We start from the raw sequence: 18879 nt of genomic DNA, 5'->3' as shown, positions 1-18879 counted from the left end.
GAATGCCCGCGCCTAGCGTGGGCGGTGCGACGTCGGAGCGTAGTGACGTCGACCGTCAACCTCAGGGGGTCTCGTGCGCAGGAAACTCGGATTCGTCCCGGTGGGCATCATGCTGGTGGCCACTCTCGCCGTCGCGCAGACGCCGGCCCGGGCGGGTGCGGCGGCGGCGACCGCGCCCAGCGCCTCGGCGACCGTGACCGGGGCGCGCGCCACCATTCACGGGCGGGTGTCCACCGACGCGGACGCCGCGGCGTCGGCGGGAAACGCCTACTGGACGCCGGAGCGCATGCGCGCGGCCCGCCCGCCCCCATGCCGGACGGGGTCGACACCGTCGACGGGGAGGCCGCCGACCGTCCCGGCCGAATCGGCGCGGCCCGGGACGTGGCGACGCCGGCGGCCCCACGATCGTCGACGGCCGGTGTGCGCGCGGCAGTGGACGGCGCCAGCCAGGGCACCCAGTCGGTGAACGCCTCACCCGGAGTCGGGCGCGTCTTCTTCACCCACAACGACGAGGACTTCTTCTGCTCCGGCGGGACCATCAACAACCCGCAGGCCAACATGGTGTCCACCGCCGGGCACTGCGTCCATCCCGGTGACGGCGGGTCGGTCTGGTTCGACAACTGGGCGTACGCCCCGGAGTTCACCGACGGTGTCGCGCTGCACGGCCTCTGGTTCGCCAAGGAGTTCACCTCGGTCGAGGGTTGGGTCGACTGGGGTTACCTCTGGTGGGACTTCGCGTTCGTCACCATGCACCCCCGCAACGGCGACCGGCTCGTGCACGTCACCGGTGGGCAGGGACTCAGCGTCAACAAGTCCAAGTCGCTCACGGCGCTGCTGCTCGGCTACCCCGGCGAGGCCCCGTACGACGGCCAGTCGCAGTACTACGCACAGGGTGGCATCAAGGCCGCCGGGGCGCAGCGGGTCAAGCTGAAGGACTGCCCGCTCAACCACGGCTCCAGCGGAGGCCCGTTCCTGCGCGCCTGGGACAACGACCTCCGGTTCGGGTACGTCAACTCGGTGATGTCGTACAAGTACTCGGGCAACATGTACGGCCCGTACTTCGACGACGACGTCCTGGACATCTACAACGTGGCGAAGAACAAGCAGTGACCCGTTTCCGGTCGGTGGCTTGACAGGCACCCGGTTCTAGAGTGGACGATGCACCGTGCGGATTCTCGTGGTGGGTGGCAGTGGCCTGATCGGCGCTCATGTCGTGGACGTGCTGCGCGAGCGCGGCCATGCCACCACCACTGTGGCGCGGACCGCCCAGCCGGGCGTCGACCACCTGCTCGACGTCGGGTCCGCATCGATCGAGCAACTGCGGCCGCTGCTCGCCGGTCACGACGGCGTCGTGTACGCCACCCGCACCGACGAGCAGCGGCCGTTGCCCAAGCCGATCTATCCGCAGTTCCGCCGCGACAACGTCGAGCCTGTCGTGCGCCTGTTCACCGCCGCCCGCCTGGAGGGCCTCACCCGCGGCGTCGTCATGGGCTCGTACTACACCTACTTCGACAGGCGGCATCCGCAGTGGCGGCTCGCCGAGCGGCACACGTACGTCAGGTGCCGGGTCGAGCAGGCCCGGGAGGGACGCGCGGCGGCCGGCCCGGATCTGCCGGTCGCCGTCCTCGAGCTGCCGTTCGTCTTCGGTCGTTCCGGCGACCGGCTGCCGAACTGGGCCGGGCCGCTGGACCGGTGGGCCCGCTCCCGTACCCCTCTGGTGGCCCCGACCGGCGGGAGCGCCGCGGCCTCGGCGCGCAGCGTCGCCGCGACCACGGTGGACGCTCTGGAGCAGGCCAGTGGCGCGGACATCCCGGTCGCCGACGAGAACCTCACCTGGCACGACATGCTCGGGCGCATCGCCGAGGCGGTGGGCCGACCCCGCCGGGTCGGCCGACTGCCGACCGGCGCGGCGAAGGCAGCCCTCCGACTCGGGGGCGCGGCGCAGGGTCTCGGCGGCAAGGAGTCGGGCATCAACCCGACCCACCTCGCGGACCTGCTGCTCGCCGAGCTGTTCGTCGAGCCGACGACCGGCCGGTCGCTGGACTCCGCGCTGCGCGAGACGTTCCCCGCCTGACCTGAGCAGGTGTGCCAGAGCGAAACAGGGCTAGTCCGGCCGAGTCGACGGCTGCTCACCGCGTCGGGCTGAGCGGACCGGGGCGACGAGGGGTCGGCCGACCCGAAACACCGCGAGCGGAAGGCCTGCCACCCGCTCGGCGAGCCGACCGGCGGTCGCGGGGCAGTCGATGAGCTGGCTGAGCGGATGGACCGCCAGGCCGTGCCGGGCGAGAGCCAGCCACGTACGCAGCAGACGTCGGCCCGCGCTGAACTGGTCTTCGCCATCGGCGGCGCGGAGGACCAGGACGCTGCCGTCGTAGCGCAACAGGCCGCGGCCGCTGGCGGCCAGCAGCGTCGGCAGGCCCAGCCGGCGGGTGACCGGGTACGCGCGCAGCGCGGCGGACAGGACGCGCGCTTCGATCCGGGACAGGCCGAGCGCCCGGTCGGTGAGTCCGTCGAGGTGATATCGGGGATGGCGTGGGCTCAGGCGCAGCCAGTCCCGCAACTCGACGGCGACGGCGGGTGTGCCGAACATCCACCTGTCGGCGACGACCAGGTCCGCTACGAGATCCCGGGTCGGGACGTGTGCGACACCCGGCTCGAGATCGGCGAGGACGGCGTCGTCGACGTACCCGGGTGCGTACGGACCACGGGCGACCCGGCGGGCCTCGATGTCGGCGATCGTGAACGGAGTCGCGTACCGGTGCGCCGCGGGGACCAGTCGTGGACCGGGCGCCACGGTGACGGTGAGGCCGAGTTCGGCGGAGACGATGAGGCAGGTCTCGACGAACGCGCCGATGCCGAGGGCCAGGTCGCGCCCGGTCGGGTCGGAGTCGGGCAGGCGGCGGGCGGGATCGACGTCGATGGTGATCTCGTCGGTGTGATACTCCGGCCGCCACGGCTGCGTGTTGTGCGCGCTCGGTGCCCGGCGGCAGATCGCCTCGGTGGCCCGCAACTGCTCGACCCAGCTCACCGGGCTCCCCGCTCGTAGAAGGTGTACCCGTGCAGTGGCCGCCCACCCGCGCGCCGGTACTGGGCGGCCGAGGCGACGTTCGTCCGTTCGACGAAGGTGCTGCGCAGCGTCCGGTAGCCGTTGCGGGCGAGGTTGCGGTGCAACTCCCGGGACAGCAGCGTCAGGTACCCGTTGCCCTGCTCGTCGGGCACGGTGCCCTTGATGATGAGGACCGCGTCCCGCCGGTACCGGCCGCGGGTGGCGAGAAGCCGGAGCTGGTTGAGGACGCCGAGCCGACCGCCGACGCTCATGAGGTATTCGGAGATGTCCGGCACGGTGACGACGAACGCGACGGGTCGGCCGGCCTTCTCCAGCCAGAGGAGCAGCCCCTCGTCGAGCAGGAACGCCAGGCCGTCGGTCTGCTCCGCCAACTGCTCGGCGGAGATGGGGGTGTAGTAGCCCAACTGCGCGAAGCTGGCGTTGAGCATCCGGCGCAGGATCGGCAGTTGGCTACGCAGGCGCCACCGGGAGCCGTGCCGGATGACGAGCCGTTCGGCGGCCATCCGGGCATCGTCGAAGGCGAACCCGTGGTCGGTTCCGGCCGGAGCGCCGGCGGCGGGCCGAGCAGCAGTGGCGGTGCCGTCGAGGTCGACACGCCAGGTGTCGGCCTCGAAGCGACGGTGGAAGCCGTGCCGCTCGTACATGTCCGGGTAGTAGGCGGGGTTCCACGCCGAGTCCACGAAGCCACGGTCGGCGAAGCCGGAGGTGATCACCCCGCCGGTCTGGTTGGGCAGCAGGGCCACCGGCCCGAACAGGTGTCGACCGTCGGCCCGGGCCTCGACGGCGTCCATGATGGCGGTGAAGACGTCGTCGTCATCGACGAACTCGGTGTGCCCGAACAGCTGCCGCGGCCCGACCTTGGCGTCGAGGGGCGCGCTGCGGTGCATGCTGGTGCGTCCCACGACCTCGCCGCGCCGGTCGCGGACCAGGAACAGCTCGGCGGCGCCGCGGTGGGCCGCGATGACCGATGACAACAGCGGCACGTACCTGTCGGTCGGGTGGAGCCGAAGCGGGAAGTCGACGAATGCCCGCAGGTCGGCCCGCGATCGCACGGGATCCAGTCTCATGCGCGGTGCACCGGCGGGCCGGACGTCTCACGCGACAGCGGGGTGAAGGTCGGTATGTGCGCCATGCCGTCTCCCTCGGCGCGCCAGACGCCGTTGCTGTAGCCCTCGGGCTCGGCGTTGTAGAGGCGGATGTAGCCGCCCGTCGCGTTCGTCGTGCCGTGATCGGTCACCCAGCACATGAGGTCACGGTGGTGGCGGCTGCGGGCGAACGTCAGCAGCGCGTCACGGTCGCTGAAGAAGGCGATGGTGCCGAGTGTGAACGGGAACTGGTAGTAGACGGTGTGCCACCGGTACCCGTCCATCCGCCGCATCTGCCGGACCATCCGGAACCAGGTCCGGGTGAGCGTGAGGATCGAGCGCGGCCCCCGGTAACGGGTGGCGCCGACGAACATGGCTGTCGCCTGGCCCACCGGGGGCGCGGCGGAGAAGTCCGTGGTCCTCATGCCGGCACGCCCTTCACCAGGTAGACGTTCTTGATTCGGGATGCCGCGTCGGCGAACGGGCCGGTGCCGTACTCGTGGACCTCCACCCGCAGGTCCGCCGCCGACGGGTCCTCGGCGAGGGACTCGGCGAAGTCCCGGCTGACCTCGGCGAGGTGGCGCAACACTCCCGCGCGGCAGGTCTCGGTGAGGGCTCGCCGCTGCACCGGGTCGAGCATCAGGCCCTCGCGGAGTTGCAGGTTGACGACCGGCCGGCTCTCCAGGTCGGCCTGCTCGGTCACCGCGAGGCAGAAGCTCTGCAGCAGGTGCGCCCGGGGATTGCCGGCGTAGAGGCCGTACTCGACGTCCTGCGGGTAGATGTTGGCGCCCATGTACGAGATGGTGCTGTCCTTGCGGCCGTACAGGAACAGCAGTGGTAGACGCATCCGGTCGACCTGCCAGGCACGGTCCGCGGCGGCCCGCGCCGTGGGGTCGGTGATCGCGGCCAGGACATCCGGGTACGAGATCAGCCGGCCCTCGTCGCCGATGTTGTAGCGGACCCGGGGATTGAGCACCGCCGTCGAGTTGATCGTGCAGAGCAGCTCGTGGTCCGGCGTGGTCTCCAGGTACGTCTCCAGCGGGTTGTACTGGAAGACCATCGGCAGCCGGTGCTCGTCGGCGCCGAGCAGGGCGCTCCGCAGTGCGGCGTCGGTACGCAGTCGTCGGCGGATCCAGACGCTGAAGTCGCTCTCCCCGGCCATGCCGATGGTCAGGTCGCTGGCCCCGTAGCCGGAGCGCACCTTGACGAAGCGCTCCTCCAGGTAGTCGCGCAGCGCCTCGGTCATCCCCTCACCGCCGACAAGTCCGCTGATGCGGTACTCGGCCCAGGGGAAGTCCTCGGCGTCGAGCGTGTCGCGTAGGTGCTTCAGGAACGGCGGGTAGGCGGTGACGACGTAGTCGAAACCGGGGCCGAAGTACGACAGGGTGTCGACGATCTTGCGCAGGTCGGGCCCCGTGTTCTTGACCATCGCGATCGCCGACATGGCGATGCCGGTGTTGGTCCCGGTCGCCCAGGCGCCCATCGAGTACGCGTTGATGACGAACCGCCGCTTCGACGGGAACACCATCGTCGCGTAGCCGGCCAGGTTCTTGTGCACCGAGCGCAGCTCGCGGCGGCTGCGGATCCAGTTGAACGGTTGGCCGGACGAGCCCGACGACTCGTCGACCACGCTGCCGGCGATCTCGATCTCCCCGTGCCGACAACGCTGCGCCTCCGGGTACGCCTGCACGTACGACCGCTTGTCGGTGGGCGGGTACGACGACAGATCGAACCAGCGGAACCGCCACTGGTGGCGGCGGAGGAAATCGCCGTACGCGGGCACGTCGATCGCGGCGAACTGGCAGGTCATCCAGGCGTGCAGTCGGGCGAAGCGCCCCATGAAGGGACGGTACTGACGTGCCGTGAGCCGCCACACCGCCGGATGGATCCGGTAGAGGGTGTAGAGCCAGGTCAGGGCGAAGCTCGCGGCCCGCAGGGTCCACCGACGCAGGAATGTCACCACGCGGCAACACTATTGGCCGGTCGCGCCGGCCACCTGAGGGCGGGTACTCAGCCGTCCTGAGTGCTCGGACGAGCGCTGGTCGGGCGCGCGAGGTACGCGGTCTTGACGTCGGCCGAGAACCCGCAGGCGCGGTAGAAGGCGTGGGTCGCCGCATTGCGCGAGCCCGTCATCAGCATCGCCTTGTAGCAGCCGGCGTCCCACGCCGCCTGGAGCGTGCCGGCCATGATCTGCCGACCCAGACCGGTGCCGCGCCGCGACTCCTCGACGACGACGTTCTCGATGACGGCGTACGGCGACGCGGACCGGCTGATGTTCGGGATCACGTTGAGGTACGTCGTGGCGACGACGACCCCGTCGGATTCGAGGACGAAGAGACGCAGCCCCGGCGAACCCACGATCTGCTGGAAGACCGCCTCGTCGGCGCCGTCGTCAAGCACCGGATCGTCCGGGTTGAGTTGCCGGTAGAGGCGGATGATCTGCGCGAAGTCATCGGGCCGGGCCGCACGGAACATGCCCCGAGCGTAGCCAGTGGCCGTCCCTACTCGTGGCCCCGCCCAGCCGTCTGCGCCTGCCGCTCGACGATGTCGACGAACTCCCGCACCAACGGCGAACGATCGTCCTCGGCCCAGGCCAGGCACACCTGGTTGTGCCCGAGGTCGCCGACGGGGACGTGGGTGACGTCCGGCCGGGTGTAGAACGTCGCGATCGACAGCGGCAGGATCACCATCCCCGCGTACGCGGCGACGTGTTCCAGCTTTTCCTCGACGGAGCTCAGCACCGGCCGGGGGCGCGGATCGCTGTCGCTCGGACGGTTCGGCAGGTCCCGCCACTCGGGCACCACGTCCGGGTCTTGGAGAAGCCGTTCCCCGACCAGCTCGGCGAGCTCGACCGACTCCTTGCCGGCCAGGCGATGCTCCCGAGGCAGGACCACGACCCGGGGTTCGGTGAACAGGGGGCGCAGGCTCAGGCCGCGCTGGTCGATCGGAAGCCGGACGTAGCTGACGTCGGCGCGCCCCTCGCGCACCACGTCGGCCTGGTCGCTCGGGGACGTGCGGACGACATCGACGGACAGGTCGGGGTGCAGGTCGGCGATCGCGCGAGCCTCGGCGGTGACGATGATGCCGGGCATGAACGCGATGGTGAACGTCGACCTGCCGTGCGTGGCCCGTCGCACCCGCCGACGCAGCGCCTCGGCCGAGGCGAGCAGCGGACGAGCGTCGGTCAACAGTTGACGGCCGGCCTCGGTGAGCACAGTGGAACGACGGTCCCGGACGAAAAGCTCGGCCTGCAACTCCTGCTCGAAGGCCCGGATCTGGCGCGACAGGACCGGCTGGGCGATGTGCAGCCGCGCCGCGGCCCGCCCGAAGTGCAGCTCCTCGGCGACCGCCACGAAGTAGCGGAGCTTACGCAGATCGACATCCATCCGGTCCCCCGTCCGGTCCCGCCTCGCGGCCACATCCACGATACCCGCTGGGTATCACAGGAGGTGAAAGAGGTCTTGGACGTGGGTGTCGACGCCGGCGCATGGTGGAAACCGTCTCCACCACGGATCCGGAAGGACACGATCATGAATCTCAGCGACCACCGTGTCGTCGTACTCGGCGGAACCTCGGGAATCGGGCTCGCCACCGCCATCCGGGCCGCCCGCGAGGGCGCCCAGATCGTCGTCGCCTCCCGCACCCGGCGCAGCGTCGACAGCGCCCTGGCCACCCTGCCGACCGGCGTCCAGGGGCACGTCGTCGACCTGACCAACCCCGGCGACGTGGCCCGGCTGTTCCAGAGCCTCGGCCCATTCGACCACCTCGTCTACACCGCCGGTGAGCCGCTCGTCCTGATGTCCGTCGACGCCCTCGACCTCGCCGCCGCTCGTACCGCCTTCGACCTGCGGTACTTCGGCGCCCTGTCGGCCGTCAACGCGGCGCTGCCGTACCTGCGCTCCGGTGGGTCGATCACCCTGACCACCGGCACCGCCCACCATCGGCCGAAGGCCGGCTGGTCGGTGGTGTCCAGCATCACCGGGGCCATCGACGCGCTGGTCCGCGCGCTCGCCGTCGAACTCGCCCCGATCCGGGTCAACGCCGTCTCGGCCGGCGTGATCCGCTCGCCGCTGTGGGACTCACTGTCGGAGGAGACCCGAGAGCAGATGTACGCCCACCTCAGCGAGTCACTGCCGCTGCGCCGGGTGGGCGAGCCGGAGGAGGTCGCCGAGACGTTCCTCTACCTGCTGCGGGCGACCTATGCGACCGGCACGGTGGTGACCATCGACGGCGGCACCCTGGTCTCCTGAGCCCGACCCCGCAGTGTCGCTCGTGGGGCACGGCCGTGGCGGTCAGGGGCCCGACGGGCCTCGGTCCTCGAACTCGTAGGTGGTGGTCAGCGCCTCCGGCAGGTCGGGGACGAGGGCGAACGTCCCGTCGACGACCTGCACGTAGCGCCTGCCCTGCAGGATCGAGTAGCTGCCGTCGGCGACCCGGTCGATGGTGAAGAGCTGCGTCGCCGCCGTCGGGTCGCAGGCGCGGGCACGGACGCTGCCCGGCGGGGCGTCGTGCACGACTGTCATGCAGATCTGGCCGGCGCCGGCCGGGGTGGCCGCCACGATCCGGAACGCCTTCCCCGCCGGCCGCAGGACCCACAGCGCCCGGTCGTCGACGCCCGCCCCGGCGGTGGCCCGCACCCGGTCGTCGTCGGGGCCGCTCGCCAACGCCGCCCCACCCACGCCGGGAACCACGATCCGGACCTGCCGGCGACCGCCGAGGATGTCCTGCGGCCCCGCCGGGGAGGCCGGGCTCGGGGAGGTCTCGCTCGGGGCGAGCGACGACGGGACGGTCGACGGGGAGGTCACGCCCGCCGGGCCCGCGGTCGGCGACGTGACGTCGGCGCGTACCCGCAGCACTGTGGTGCCGACGGCCGCGACGAGCACGGCCAGCCCCACGCCGGTGACGGCCGCCCGGCGTCGCCGCCGCCGGTCGCTGCGTCCGCGCAGCGCCCCCGCCGGGGGCAGGGTCGTGACGCGTCGGACCTCGTCGACGATCGCCCGCAGGTCGTCGTGCGGATCAGGCATGGGAGGAGCCCTCCTGGTTCACCTCGGTCAGCAACCCGGCCATCGCCCGGCGACCACGGGCGAGGTACGTCTTGACGGTCCCGACGGGGGCCCGCATCTCGGCTGCCACCTCGGCGACGCTGAGGTCGTTGAGGTGGTGCAGCACGACGGCGCGACGCTCGTTGGCGCTGAGCCGTTGCAACGCCTGGATCAGCGCGACGTGGTCCTCGCTGAGGCCGGGCACGCTCTGGTCGACGGCGGCCCGGTGGTGGGCGCGGATCCGGTTGAACGTCTTGCGCCAACTGCTCACCGCAGCCCGGGAGGCGACCGCGCGGACCCACGCCTCCGGGCTGTCCGACTCCCGGACGGTGTGCCAGCGCTGCCAGGCCCGCATGAACGCCTCCGCGACCGCGTCCTCGGCCTCGCTGCGGTTGCCGGTCAGCGCGTAGACGTGCCCCACGATCCGCCCGGCGCAGGCAGCGTAGAGGGCGTCGAACTCCTCAGCGTCACGCATCCGACCTGCGCCTTTCGAAGCCTCGTCCCCCTGGTCACCGCGCATGGAACTCGCCGCGCCGACCTGGCCGACGTCCACCCCGGTCGGTTTGTGATCACGGTCACACCAGTAGAGATCAACCGGGTGGCGGGCCCAGGCGTCATCGTGCCGTCCCGGGAGACACCCGTGGCGGAGAGGACGATGTGCGACGACGTCAACGACGCGCCCTGACGGCCGGGGTGCTCGCGACAGCACTTGTCGCGGCGGGCCTGGCGGCCAACCCGGCGAGCGCGCAGGTGCGACCGGCGGCCACCGTCTCCGGCACGCCCGGCACCTTCACGCTGATCACCGGCGACCGGGTGTCCGTCGACGGGGCCGGCCGCCCGGCGATCGAGCGGGGGCCCGGGCGGACGGCGATGCGCTTCGTGACCAGCCGGGAGGGCGGCCACCAGTTCGTCGTCCCGGTGGACGCCCTGCCGCTGCTGCGCGACGGCCGGCTCGACCGGCGACTGTTCGACCTCACCACGCTGGCCGGGTTCGGCTACGACGACCGGGCGACCGACCTGCCGCTGCTTGTCGCGTACCCCGGGAAGAACGCGGCGGGGGCGCGGACCGCGACCGTCGGGGGCGACGGGCGCGTGCGGGCCGACCTGCCCGCCGCCCACGCCCTCGCGGTACGGGCGGGCCGCGACGACCGGGTGACGCTGTGGTCGTCGCTCACCCGGGGCACCTCGATGGCGCGCACCCTCGCCGACGGGGTCAGCGCCATCTGGCTCGACGGCAAGCGGCGGGTGACGCTTGACCGCAGCGTGCCGCAGATCGGCGCCCCGGCGGCCTGGCAGGCCGGCTTCGACGGCACCGGCGTCACCGTCGGCGTGCTGGACACCGGCATCGACGCCGCCCACCCCGACTTCGCCGGGCACCTCACCGAGGTCCGGGACTTCACCGGCGGCGGCGACCCCGCCGACGCGGTCGGTCACGGCACCCACGTGGCGTCGACCATCGTGGGCAGCGGCGCCGCCTCCGGCGGTCGGTACCGGGGTGTCGCGCCGGGCGCGAAGCTCCTCGTCGGCAAGGTCTGCGCCACCACCGAGTGCCAGGACTCGGACATCATCACCGGCATGCAGTGGCTCGCCCCGCAGACCCGGGTGGTCAACCTGAGCGTGGGCGGCGACGACGCGCCCGGCCTCGACCCGCTTGAGACGGCGGTGCAGGACCTCAGCCACCGGTACGGCACGCTGTTCGTGGTCGCCGCCGGCAACGAGGGCAAGCCGAAGTCCGTGTCCTCACCGGCGTCCGCCGACGACGCGCTCGCCGTCGCGGCCGTCGACGCCGACGACCAGCGGGCGTACTTCTCCAGCCGGGGCCCCCGCGTCGGCGACAACCACATCAAGCCCGAGATCAGCGCGCCGGGCGTCGACATCGTCGCGGCCGCCCCCGGCGGTGACTACGCCACCATGTCGGGCACCTCGATGGCCACCCCGCACGTGGCGGGCAGCGCCGCGATCCTCGCCGGCCAGCACCCGGACTGGACCGGCGCGCAGCTCAAGGCCGCGCTGATGGACTCGGCCAAGCCGACCGGCGCGGACACCCTCTACGAGCAGGGCGCGGGCCGGGTCGACATCGCCCGCGCGGTCGCCCAGCCGGTCGCCGCCGACGTGGCCGCCATCGACTTCCCGGTGCAGCGCTGGCCGCACGCCGACGACACCCCCGTCACGCAGGTCGTCGGCTACCGCAACACCGGCGCCGCGCCGGTCACCCTGTCGCTGACCGTCGCCCCCGCGCCGGCCGGCATGCTCACCGTCAGCCCGACCACGCTTGTCGTGCCGGCCGGCGGCCGGGCCGAGGCCACGATCACCGTGGACACCCGCGTGGACGCCGCCGACGGCGTCTACCAGGGCGCGGTCCTCGCCACCGGCGCCGGTGACCTGCGGGTACGCACGCCGTTCGCCCTCAACCGCGAGATCGAGAGCTACGACGTCGCGCTCCCCCACACCGGCCGGGACGGGAAGCCGGCCACCGAGTACACGACAGTGGCGGCGAACCTCGCCACCGGGGAGTTCAGCACCCTCACCTCCGCGCCCGGCGGCGGCACCCTGCGGCTGCCCACGGGCCGCTACGCGCTCTACAGCACCATCCACGAGGGCGACGCCTCGACGCTGCTCGTCCAGCCGGTCCTCGACGTCCACGGCCCGGTCACCGAGGCCGTCGACGCCCGTACCGCCAAGCCCGTCGCCCTGACCGTGCCGCAGCGCGACGCCGCGCCCACCGCGATCAACGTGAGCGCGAACTGGGACGACGGCTTCCGCTACCCGGGCGTGCAGCTCAGCGGGGTGTCGTTCGCGGACGTGTTCTTCGGCCGGATCGGGCCCGCCGTCGCCGCCCCCGAGTTCGCCGCGACGCTCGGCGTCGGGCTCGCCCGCCCCGGCCGGGACGGGACCTTCCGCAACAGCCCCTACACGTACGACCTCGCCTACGTCCGCCAGGGCGACATGTTCACCGGCCTGTCGACGAAGCTGACGCCGAAGAACCTCGCCACCGTCACCGCGACCTACCACCGCCAGTCCAGCACCGCGACGGCCGTCCGGTTCCACCGCGCGGCGGCACCCGGCGGATCGGGCCCGATCGGGTCGAACACGCGCATCGACCTGCCGTTCCACGGCACCGAGTACTACAACACCGACGGCGGCCTCACCTGGACCTCCACGTTCCTCGAGGGCGACAACTCCACCATCCAGGAGTCGACCTTCCAACCCGGGCGGGCGTACACGCAGACCTGGAACGCGGCCCCGTTCGGCCCGTCGGTGGGCCAGGCGCCAACCCTCAACCCCCTGGGGTACGCGGGCCGCGACGGCGACACCATCTCGATCGCCGGGCTGCCGCTGTTCGGTGACGCGACCGGCCGCCCCGCCAGCCGCGACGACCTGCCGGTCGAGTTCCGGCTGTTCCGCAACGGCACGCGGATCGGCACGTCGGACAGCCCGTGGGCGGAGTTCACGGTGCCCGCCGGCAAGGCCGAGTACCGGCTGGAGGCCACCGCCGGGCGCGGCGCCCCGGACACCCTGTCGACGTCGGTCTCGGTGGCCTGGACGTTCACCTCTGCGCACACCTCGACGCCGCAGCGGCTGCCCCTCACCACGGCCCGACCGACGCCGACGCTCGACGACACCAACACCGCCCGGGCGGGGCGGGTCATGGCGATCCCGGTCAGCCTGGATCGGCAGGCCGGCTCGTCGGCCGCGCCCAACCGGAAGCTCGGCGTCTCCGCGTCGTTCGACGACGGCAGGACGTGGATCGCGCTGCCGGTGGTGCGTGGCGTCGCGCTCATCGCTCATCCCCGCCGGCCGGGTTTCGTCGCGCTGCGCGTGACGGCGACCGACACCGCCGGCAACACGGTGACGCAGACGGTGCTGCGGGCCTACCGAACCGCGTGACCCGATGGAGTCCGGGGCGGCTGCCGTCGCCCCGGACTCCCTGTGTCGCTGTCACCGGTGTCCGGGTGGGGCGGCTGGCGCGGTGACGCCTGCTTCGCTGGTCCGGCGGATCGGCGGCGTCGAGGCTCGGCGGCTTTCAGGAGTCGGCCGGCACTCCGGCCTCGAGCTGGCCGATCATCGGCGCGAGCAGGTCGTTGAGCTCCCGGGTCAGCACCGTGACCGCCCTGCGCGCGGCGGACGCCACCTGATCCTGCGGCCCGGAGGGCGCCGGCGGCAGCTCACCGAGCGGAACCGGCGCCTCCACCTGAAGCTGCGCACGCAGGTGCGGGCGGCGCGTCACGTCCTGCTCCGACGGGGTCGTGTACTGACCGAACATCTGCGGCCAGTCCTGCCAACCCCTGTCGCGTTGCCACTGCTTCGTCCAGGTCAGCTCCGCCGGCCAGCGCGAGATCACCGTCACGGCGCAGACCATTCCCCCGTCCCACGGGCTGCGCGTGCAGGACGCCGACAGGATCCGCCGGTGCCAGCGGACGTAGCCCGGCTCCAGCTCAGCCGCGATGCGCCACGCGGTCGCCGCGAAGCTCACCGGCGCGATGTCGTCCCAACTGGGGGTGAACTCGTCGATCCGCCTCAGCACCTCGGCCTCGTACCGGCCGCGGCCGTCGACGTCGTGCTCCCGGTCGAAGTGCTCGTCGATCCAGAAAGCGCGCGGTTCCGGCATGTTCATCCCCGTCCACAGCGGTCACCTCTTCGGACATCGTAGGGACCGCACGCTCCGGCGTACCGCATGTTCGCTCTCAGCGGCACGTTCCTGCTTGCTGGCGAGTAGGCCGTGGACGACGGCTCGGCTCACTCCCGGAGAGGCCGCCGCCACCGCCGTGAGCCGGAGGCGGTATCGCTGTTGAGCGGTATACCTGTGAGTCATAACTATGACTCACAGGTATACGGCTCTCCGGGCCGATCGACTCCGCGCACTGTGGCCACGTTGCAGCGCTTGCCGGGCACTCTGCCCTCGGCCACCCCGGACAGGCCACATCGCTCAGCCGACGAACACGCAGAAGGGGTGGCCGGCCAGGTCGGCGTACACCCGCAGTGGCTCGTCGGGGTCGTCGATGCGGTCGTAGCGCAGGCGACCACCGAGGCGCAGGACCCGCTCGTGCTGGACGAGCAGTTCCTCGACGGATTTCACGGTCAGGTCCAGGTGCAGTTGCTGGGGCACCGCGTTGTCCGGCCAGGTCGCCTCGGGCAGGTGATCCACCTGCTGAAACGCCATCTGGGAAGCGCCCTCGGGAGTCCTGAGCACCAACCAGTCGCGCCCGCGCTGATCATCCTGCCCCGGCGGTGGCGGCTCGTCGCCGGGCCGGTAGACCAGACCCAGCAACTGCCGGTAGAACTCCGCCAGCGACCTGGCGTCGGTGCAGTCGAGCACCACCTGGCACAGCGTGGGCACGCTCTCCTGTTCGGCCATCCTCGATCACCTCCGGCGCCCATTGTGGTGGCGCCGACCGGCTCCCGCATCCGCTCGCGTGTGCGAGGCTTGCGCGGTGACCGACTTCGGCATCCGCGCGGCCACCCCGGCCGACGCCGACTTCCTGGTGGACATGCTCGCCGAGGCCGTGAACTGGCTGCCCGAACGGAACTGGCCGCGCGAGCGGATCCTGGCCGACCCCGCGCTGGCGCACTACGTGGCGGGGTGGATGCGGCAGGACGACCTCGGTGTGGTCGCGGTGGACCCCGCCGATCAGCCGGTCGGCGCGGCCTGGTTCCGCTACCTCACCGCCGAAGATCCCGGCTACGGGTACGTCGCCGACGACGTGCCGGAGTTGACCATCGGAGTCGTGGACGCCTGGCGGGGCCGGGGTGTGGGCCGGGCGCTGCTGCGCGCTGTCCTGGACGCCGCACGAGGACGCGGCATCCGCACGGTGTCGCTGAGCGTCGAGCGGGCCAACGCCGCCGCCCGCCTCTACGCGGCGGAAGGGTTCCGCACGGTCGAGTCGTTCACGGACGCGGACACGATGGTCGCCGAGATCGGTGCCTGACACTCAGGTGAGCTGTTCGGCCAGTCCGACGATGATGCCCTCCGGACCGCGCAGGTAGCAGAGCAGGAAGATGTCCTCGTACCGCTCCACCTCCCCGACGAGCTCGGCCCCATGGGCGCGCAGCCGGGCGACGACGTCCTCGATGTCGTCGACGGCGAACATGATCCGGCGAATCCCCAGGGTGTTCGTCGGCGCGTTCTCCGGTTCGTGGCTGATCGCCTTCGGCGTGTGGAACATCGCCAGCTCGACCTTGCCGTGACCGTCCGGGGTCCGCAACATCGCGACCTCCTGGCGGACGTCGTCGAGGCCGAGGACACGCTCCACCCACCGTCCCTCGACCGGCCCTCTGCCCTCCAGCTCCATGCCGAGTTCGACGAAGAACGCGATGACCGCGTCAAGGTCGTTGACAACAATGAGGACGTTGTCCATCCGCTGGATCGCCATGCCGGATCTCCTCGCTCTGCTGCGGCCGCCGTGGTCGCATCCTCCCCTGAGACGGAGCCACCGGCGTGTTCTCGACACTGTCCGGATCATCTTCTCGAAGGAGACCGTGACGCGGCGGTTGTTCGACACCCGCGATCGGTGTAATCGGTTCCAAGGGTCAGCCGATCGCCCCCAGCAGTCCTCAATCGTCGCGACCGACCCGGTTGCCACAGCTGCCAGGGGACCCCGGTCAGTCGATGCCCGCGCGCTCAGCGTGTCGGCGACTCTCGTCTCAGGCGCTCCACGTCGCGCTCCCAAAGGCCGATCAGCCCTTCGCTGATGGCGTCGTCGGTGACGCCCCTGCGTATCCAACCGATGTCGCGGTCGTCAAAGCGAAGCCCAAAGACCAACCCCAGGTCACCCGAGATGTCCTTCAGCCACTTCACCAGCCATCGCACCTCGGCAAGGAGCCGCTGCTCCATCGCAGCTGCCTTCCATGACCCTGGCGCCAGAAAAGCGTGCGTGAGCCCGATCTCGCGCGTGCCATAAATATCGATCTTGTCGAATGCCTGCGCGCTCTCGCCAACCCAGCTCAGCCCGCCGCGAGCGCGCTCGTAGGCCAACAGGAAACGGCTGACGTCCCCGTCGTCGAGGTGCCCATCGCTGAAGGCGATCAGCTCAACCATCCGGCCGGTCATGATTCGAACCTAACCGATCGCTGGCGCAGGCTCCGCCGGCTCGGACTGCCGAAGTGACATCATCGGGTGATGCCCGCGATTGAGGTTGTGCTTGGTTGAGTCCGGCAGGTCGAACCGGCACCACCCGGGCAGGTTCTTTCGGCACCACCAGTGGTGGTCGATCGTTGATCGCTAGCCGGTCAGTGTCAAAGATCGTTACCTGAACTCGGCGCCATCCTGAGGACAGCCGGCTTGATCGGCAGGTTGTTTCGGTACCAATGCGGGCGCGCTGCGCCGGCTCAGAGGGTGGCGACTTCGACAGCTCGGGCGGGGTAGCCGTCCTGGCCTGGGACTTCGTAGTGGCATCGCACTCGTTGACCCGGCGTCAGGCTTCGGTATTCCGTGGGCCCTGCAACGATGTGGCTGAAGTGCACCCAAACGGTCAGATCAGTGTGATCGAGGGCGATAGTTCCCCAGCCCTCTTCGAGGTGCCAGATTTTCACCACGCCGGTGTCCTGCAGGCCCTGATCACTCACGATTGCCAGAGTATCGGCTGGGCGGAGGCCGGGCACGAAACTGCCGCGCCCGGCCTCCGGTGGTGAGTCTGGGTTACACCCAGGTGATGACCCAGTTCCATTGCGCAGTGAGTGTGCCGGTGCCGCCGCCGCCCTGGTTGTGTCGGAAGGCGAACGTGATGATCGTGCGGTAGGCGCACCCGTTGGTGAGGCTGCCTCGCTTGCCGTGGAACTGGTAGCTGGAAGCGACGACATGCTGGCCGTAGTTGGTCACCTTGGAGCTGCCGCAGTACAGGTCGGCGTTCTCCGTGACATTGCCGACGATGAGCGCATGTAGGACGACAAGAGGTAGCCCCAGGCCTCAGTAAGGCTGCTACCGTAGGTGATCTGCTCGGAGCCGCTGCCGTTGCCGTCACCGAACGACCACGACGGTGCCTGCGGGGTGAACGCGTGGTTGCCCGACGGCGGGAACACCATCGGCGTGGCGCCCGAGGCGTTCGGCGCGGGTCGACCATTGAGGGTCAACACGCTGCTGAACCCGGCGACGCTGACGGCAGGTTGCTGCGCCGGGGCCGCCGTGGCCGCGCCGCTGGGAGTGGCGGCGATGACGCAAGTGATCGTCGCGACGAGCGCCATCAGCGCGCGGGGCACTACTCTTGGACACGTCCGTTGCATGGTTCCTCCTGGATGAGACCCGGGTTGGGACTGAGGACGTGAGTGGCGGCTCGCGCGTGCTGGCAGGCCTCGCGGGCCGCTTCTCGCAAGCAGACTCGAACGTGGGGCGATGGCAATCAAGGCCGATTCGGCAGGGGCCGCACGAGCTGATGACATCGGCTACAGTGCGCGAATTTCTGCGTACGCTCCGCTAGGAGTACCTGATTGTCGCGCTTACGGCTTTCACGTTCGTCGTCATCTGAAAGTTTTACATGATGCTGATTGGCGTCTACCTCTCCAGCCGCCGCTCCCTGGCTGCCCAGCTGGTGAGGAGGCAGGCCGCGCTCAAGCTTGGGCTCGACACGCGGAGACGCACGAACGATGACCCCGTCGGCGGTGACAGCGCCCCTCGGCAGGGAGTGTCGCTCGCCACCGCCCTGCGGCGTTGGGCCATTGGCCTCGGCTTGGGCACTCTCCTCGTCCTGGCCCTGTCGTGGTTCTACTCCGACGGGATGCTCGCGATCCTCACCGCGTTGGGCTTCCTGCACCGCAAGGACGATCGCCGTTCGGAGTGGGCCCTCGGCTCGGCGGTGCTGACTGCGGTGCCGACGGCCCTTGCTGCCGAGGTGCTGTTGCAGGGGTCGCTACCGCACCCTTGGGACGGCATTCTGATCGCCGCGCTCGGCGCCCTGCTCGGAAGCGTCGCCTACGCTGCCGTCACCCAGGTTCGGCCGAAGACACGCTGAGCGCCCACTCGGCTTTCAGGCTGGAGGCGTCACGACTGGGTGTGATGGGCTGGCTGCCAGCCCGTGGAGGGGACCATGTCGTAGGCGACGAGTTGGCCGAACGCGTTGGCCCACTCCCAGCAACGGCCCCGGGTGCGACAGCGCGGGCAACGGCCGTTGACGGGTTGGTGCTCGACGAGCGTCCGTCCCCAGAGTTCCGCCAGCCGGGCCAGCATCAGCGGGCTCACGGCCACCCACCGGCGGCGTTCGCGGCAAGGACGTCGACGTCAACCAGCAACTCCCTACAGAACGGTGCGTTGCAGTCCGCCGACTCCCATTCGCACTCCAGTGTGTGCCCGTACACCCAGGCGTACCGCTGGTCGTGAGACTGATGGACAGAGACGATCCGGATGTTCTGATCGGTGCGGCCTTCGACGCCCGGGCTGGACTGCCATTCACCAGGCCGCAGCGACACGTGGGCCGGGTGGCCGGACATCTTCCAGGCGGTCACTGATGCCACCCGGCTTTCGTCACACATCCGCTGTTCATGGGGCATCCGACGCGCGTACGCCAGAATGCGACCGTGCGCGGCCTGCTGCTCACGCTCCTGGATGGCCTGACCGGTCCCGGACGGCGCCGGCGCCTGCCGGTGAGTCTTCGGCCGCCGCCACAGCAGCCTCCCCAACCCGACGATTGTTTCCATCGAAATCGGTCCCCTCCGCTCGCGGACGCGGCCCGTCCTCGGGAGGCGGATGTTCGCCAGG

At 70.9% G+C, this 18879-nt stretch carries 23 protein-coding genes; 6 read left to right on the top strand and 17 right to left on the bottom strand.

Going from position 1 to position 18879, the window contains the following annotated elements; all coding sequences use genetic code 11:
• Positions 1-309: 309 nt before the first annotated feature.
• Together MILUP08_RS17090 and MILUP08_RS17085 are read left to right on the top strand one after the other, a co-directional pair.
• Positions 310-1110, top strand: coding sequence for a trypsin-like serine peptidase (locus MILUP08_RS17090; protein WP_007459862.1), 801 nt, complete (start codon positions 310-312; stop codon positions 1108-1110).
• A 55-nt stretch (positions 1111-1165) separates the two neighbouring features.
• The gene (locus MILUP08_RS17085) at positions 1166-2074 is read left to right on the top strand and encodes an NAD-dependent epimerase/dehydratase family protein (RefSeq protein ID WP_007459861.1); all 909 of its coding nucleotides are present in this window, start codon (positions 1166-1168) and stop codon (positions 2072-2074) included.
• 30 nt (positions 2075-2104) lie between these two features.
• Here the strand turns inward: MILUP08_RS17085 and MILUP08_RS17080 are convergent, their stop codons facing one another.
• The 6 genes from MILUP08_RS17080 to MILUP08_RS17055 are packed head-to-tail and all read right to left on the bottom strand — an operon-like array spanning position 2105 to position 7538.
• On the bottom strand, positions 2105-3028 hold the full coding sequence (locus tag MILUP08_RS17080; protein WP_007459860.1) for a nitroreductase family protein: 924 nt from the start codon (positions 3026-3028) through the stop codon (positions 2105-2107).
• Entirely contained in the window at positions 3025-4119 is a 1095-nt protein-coding gene (locus MILUP08_RS17075; protein ID WP_237747099.1) for a hypothetical protein, read from the bottom strand. The genes MILUP08_RS17080 and MILUP08_RS17075 overlap by 4 nt, the downstream gene beginning before the upstream one ends.
• Positions 4120-4130: 11 nt before the next feature.
• Positions 4131-4577 (bottom strand): hypothetical protein, encoded by a 447-nt coding sequence (locus MILUP08_RS17070; RefSeq protein ID WP_007459858.1) that lies wholly within the window; start codon positions 4575-4577, stop codon positions 4131-4133.
• A complete protein-coding gene (locus MILUP08_RS17065; protein ID WP_007459857.1) occupies positions 4574-6115 on the bottom strand; it encodes a phenylacetate--CoA ligase family protein in 1542 nt (513 codons plus the stop codon). Before MILUP08_RS17065 ends, MILUP08_RS17070 begins: the two co-directional genes overlap by 4 nt.
• Positions 6116-6162: 47 nt before the next feature.
• Positions 6163-6627, bottom strand: a complete 465-nt coding sequence (locus tag MILUP08_RS17060; protein ID WP_007459856.1) for a GNAT family N-acetyltransferase — start codon at positions 6625-6627, stop codon at positions 6163-6165.
• Positions 6628-6653: 26 nt separating this feature from the next.
• Positions 6654-7538 carry a LysR family transcriptional regulator gene (locus tag MILUP08_RS17055; protein ID WP_007459854.1) on the bottom strand — a complete coding sequence of 295 codons (885 nt, stop codon included), beginning with the start codon at positions 7536-7538 and terminating at the stop codon, positions 6654-6656.
• A 144-nt stretch (positions 7539-7682) separates the two neighbouring features.
• On the opposite strand from MILUP08_RS17055, the gene MILUP08_RS17050 reads away from it, so the two are divergent.
• Positions 7683-8402 (top strand): SDR family oxidoreductase, encoded by a 720-nt coding sequence (locus tag MILUP08_RS17050; protein ID WP_007459853.1) that lies wholly within the window; start codon positions 7683-7685, stop codon positions 8400-8402.
• Between the two features lie 42 nt (positions 8403-8444).
• Here the strand turns inward: MILUP08_RS17050 and MILUP08_RS17045 are convergent, their stop codons facing one another.
• Together MILUP08_RS17045 and MILUP08_RS17040 are read right to left on the bottom strand one after the other, a co-directional pair.
• On the bottom strand, positions 8445-9176 hold the full coding sequence (locus tag MILUP08_RS17045; protein ID WP_007459851.1) for a hypothetical protein: 732 nt from the start codon (positions 9174-9176) through the stop codon (positions 8445-8447).
• Complete coding sequence (locus tag MILUP08_RS17040) at positions 9169-9669, bottom strand: SigE family RNA polymerase sigma factor (RefSeq protein ID WP_007459849.1); 501 nt, start codon at positions 9667-9669, stop codon at positions 9169-9171. Before MILUP08_RS17040 ends, MILUP08_RS17045 begins: the two co-directional genes overlap by 8 nt.
• Positions 9670-9851: 182 nt before the next feature.
• On the opposite strand from MILUP08_RS17040, the gene MILUP08_RS17035 reads away from it, so the two are divergent.
• Positions 9852-13082 (top strand): S8 family peptidase, encoded by a 3231-nt coding sequence (locus MILUP08_RS17035; RefSeq protein WP_007459848.1) that lies wholly within the window; start codon positions 9852-9854, stop codon positions 13080-13082.
• A gap of 136 nt (positions 13083-13218) precedes the next feature.
• Here MILUP08_RS17035 and MILUP08_RS17030 read toward each other — a convergent pair whose 3' ends face one another.
• Together MILUP08_RS17030 and MILUP08_RS17025 are read right to left on the bottom strand one after the other, a co-directional pair.
• The gene (locus MILUP08_RS17030) at positions 13219-13803 is read right to left on the bottom strand and encodes a hypothetical protein (RefSeq protein ID WP_144056950.1); all 585 of its coding nucleotides are present in this window, start codon (positions 13801-13803) and stop codon (positions 13219-13221) included.
• A gap of 318 nt (positions 13804-14121) precedes the next feature.
• Complete coding sequence (locus MILUP08_RS17025; protein WP_007459842.1) at positions 14122-14550, bottom strand: VOC family protein; 429 nt, start codon at positions 14548-14550, stop codon at positions 14122-14124.
• A gap of 76 nt (positions 14551-14626) precedes the next feature.
• Here MILUP08_RS17025 and MILUP08_RS17020 point away from each other — a divergent pair, with 76 nt between their 5' ends.
• The gene (locus MILUP08_RS17020) at positions 14627-15121 is read left to right on the top strand and encodes a GNAT family N-acetyltransferase (RefSeq protein ID WP_007459839.1); all 495 of its coding nucleotides are present in this window, start codon (positions 14627-14629) and stop codon (positions 15119-15121) included.
• Positions 15122-15124: 3 nt separating this feature from the next.
• Here the strand turns inward: MILUP08_RS17020 and MILUP08_RS17015 are convergent, their stop codons facing one another.
• From MILUP08_RS17015 to MILUP08_RS17000, 5 genes are all read right to left on the bottom strand, one after another.
• On the bottom strand, positions 15125-15565 hold the full coding sequence (locus MILUP08_RS17015; protein WP_007459837.1) for a VOC family protein: 441 nt from the start codon (positions 15563-15565) through the stop codon (positions 15125-15127).
• A 248-nt stretch (positions 15566-15813) separates the two neighbouring features.
• Positions 15814-16242, bottom strand: coding sequence for a hypothetical protein (locus tag MILUP08_RS17010; protein ID WP_007459834.1), 429 nt, complete (start codon positions 16240-16242; stop codon positions 15814-15816).
• Between the two features lie 278 nt (positions 16243-16520).
• Positions 16521-16757, bottom strand: coding sequence for a cold-shock protein (locus MILUP08_RS36355; protein WP_007459833.1), 237 nt, complete (start codon positions 16755-16757; stop codon positions 16521-16523).
• A gap of 73 nt (positions 16758-16830) precedes the next feature.
• A complete protein-coding gene (locus MILUP08_RS36350) occupies positions 16831-17010 on the bottom strand; it encodes a hypothetical protein (RefSeq protein WP_007459831.1) in 180 nt (59 codons plus the stop codon).
• Positions 17007-17372 (bottom strand): hypothetical protein, encoded by a 366-nt coding sequence (locus MILUP08_RS17000; protein ID WP_144056949.1) that lies wholly within the window; start codon positions 17370-17372, stop codon positions 17007-17009. Before MILUP08_RS17000 ends, MILUP08_RS36350 begins: the two co-directional genes overlap by 4 nt.
• A 293-nt stretch (positions 17373-17665) precedes the next feature.
• On the opposite strand from MILUP08_RS17000, the gene MILUP08_RS16995 reads away from it, so the two are divergent.
• Positions 17666-18136: a hypothetical protein gene (locus MILUP08_RS16995; protein WP_167626055.1), complete on the top strand. Its 471-nt coding sequence runs from the start codon at positions 17666-17668 to the stop codon at positions 18134-18136.
• A gap of 29 nt (positions 18137-18165) precedes the next feature.
• On the opposite strand, the gene MILUP08_RS16990 is transcribed toward MILUP08_RS16995, so the two are convergent.
• Together MILUP08_RS16990 and MILUP08_RS36750 are read right to left on the bottom strand one after the other, a co-directional pair.
• Positions 18166-18363, bottom strand: coding sequence for a hypothetical protein (locus MILUP08_RS16990; RefSeq protein ID WP_007459825.1), 198 nt, complete (start codon positions 18361-18363; stop codon positions 18166-18168).
• Complete coding sequence (locus tag MILUP08_RS36750) at positions 18360-18818, bottom strand: hypothetical protein (RefSeq protein ID WP_007459824.1); 459 nt, start codon at positions 18816-18818, stop codon at positions 18360-18362. Before MILUP08_RS36750 ends, MILUP08_RS16990 begins: the two co-directional genes overlap by 4 nt.
• Between the last annotated feature and the right edge of the window lie 61 nt (positions 18819-18879).

The sequence above is a fragment of the Micromonospora lupini str. Lupac 08 genome (genome assembly GCF_000297395.2).
GTDB lineage: Bacteria > Actinomycetota > Actinomycetes > Mycobacteriales > Micromonosporaceae > Micromonospora > Micromonospora lupini.
The sequence above is the reverse complement of the archived record's forward strand: the minus strand, read 5'-3'. Positions and strand labels throughout refer to the sequence as shown.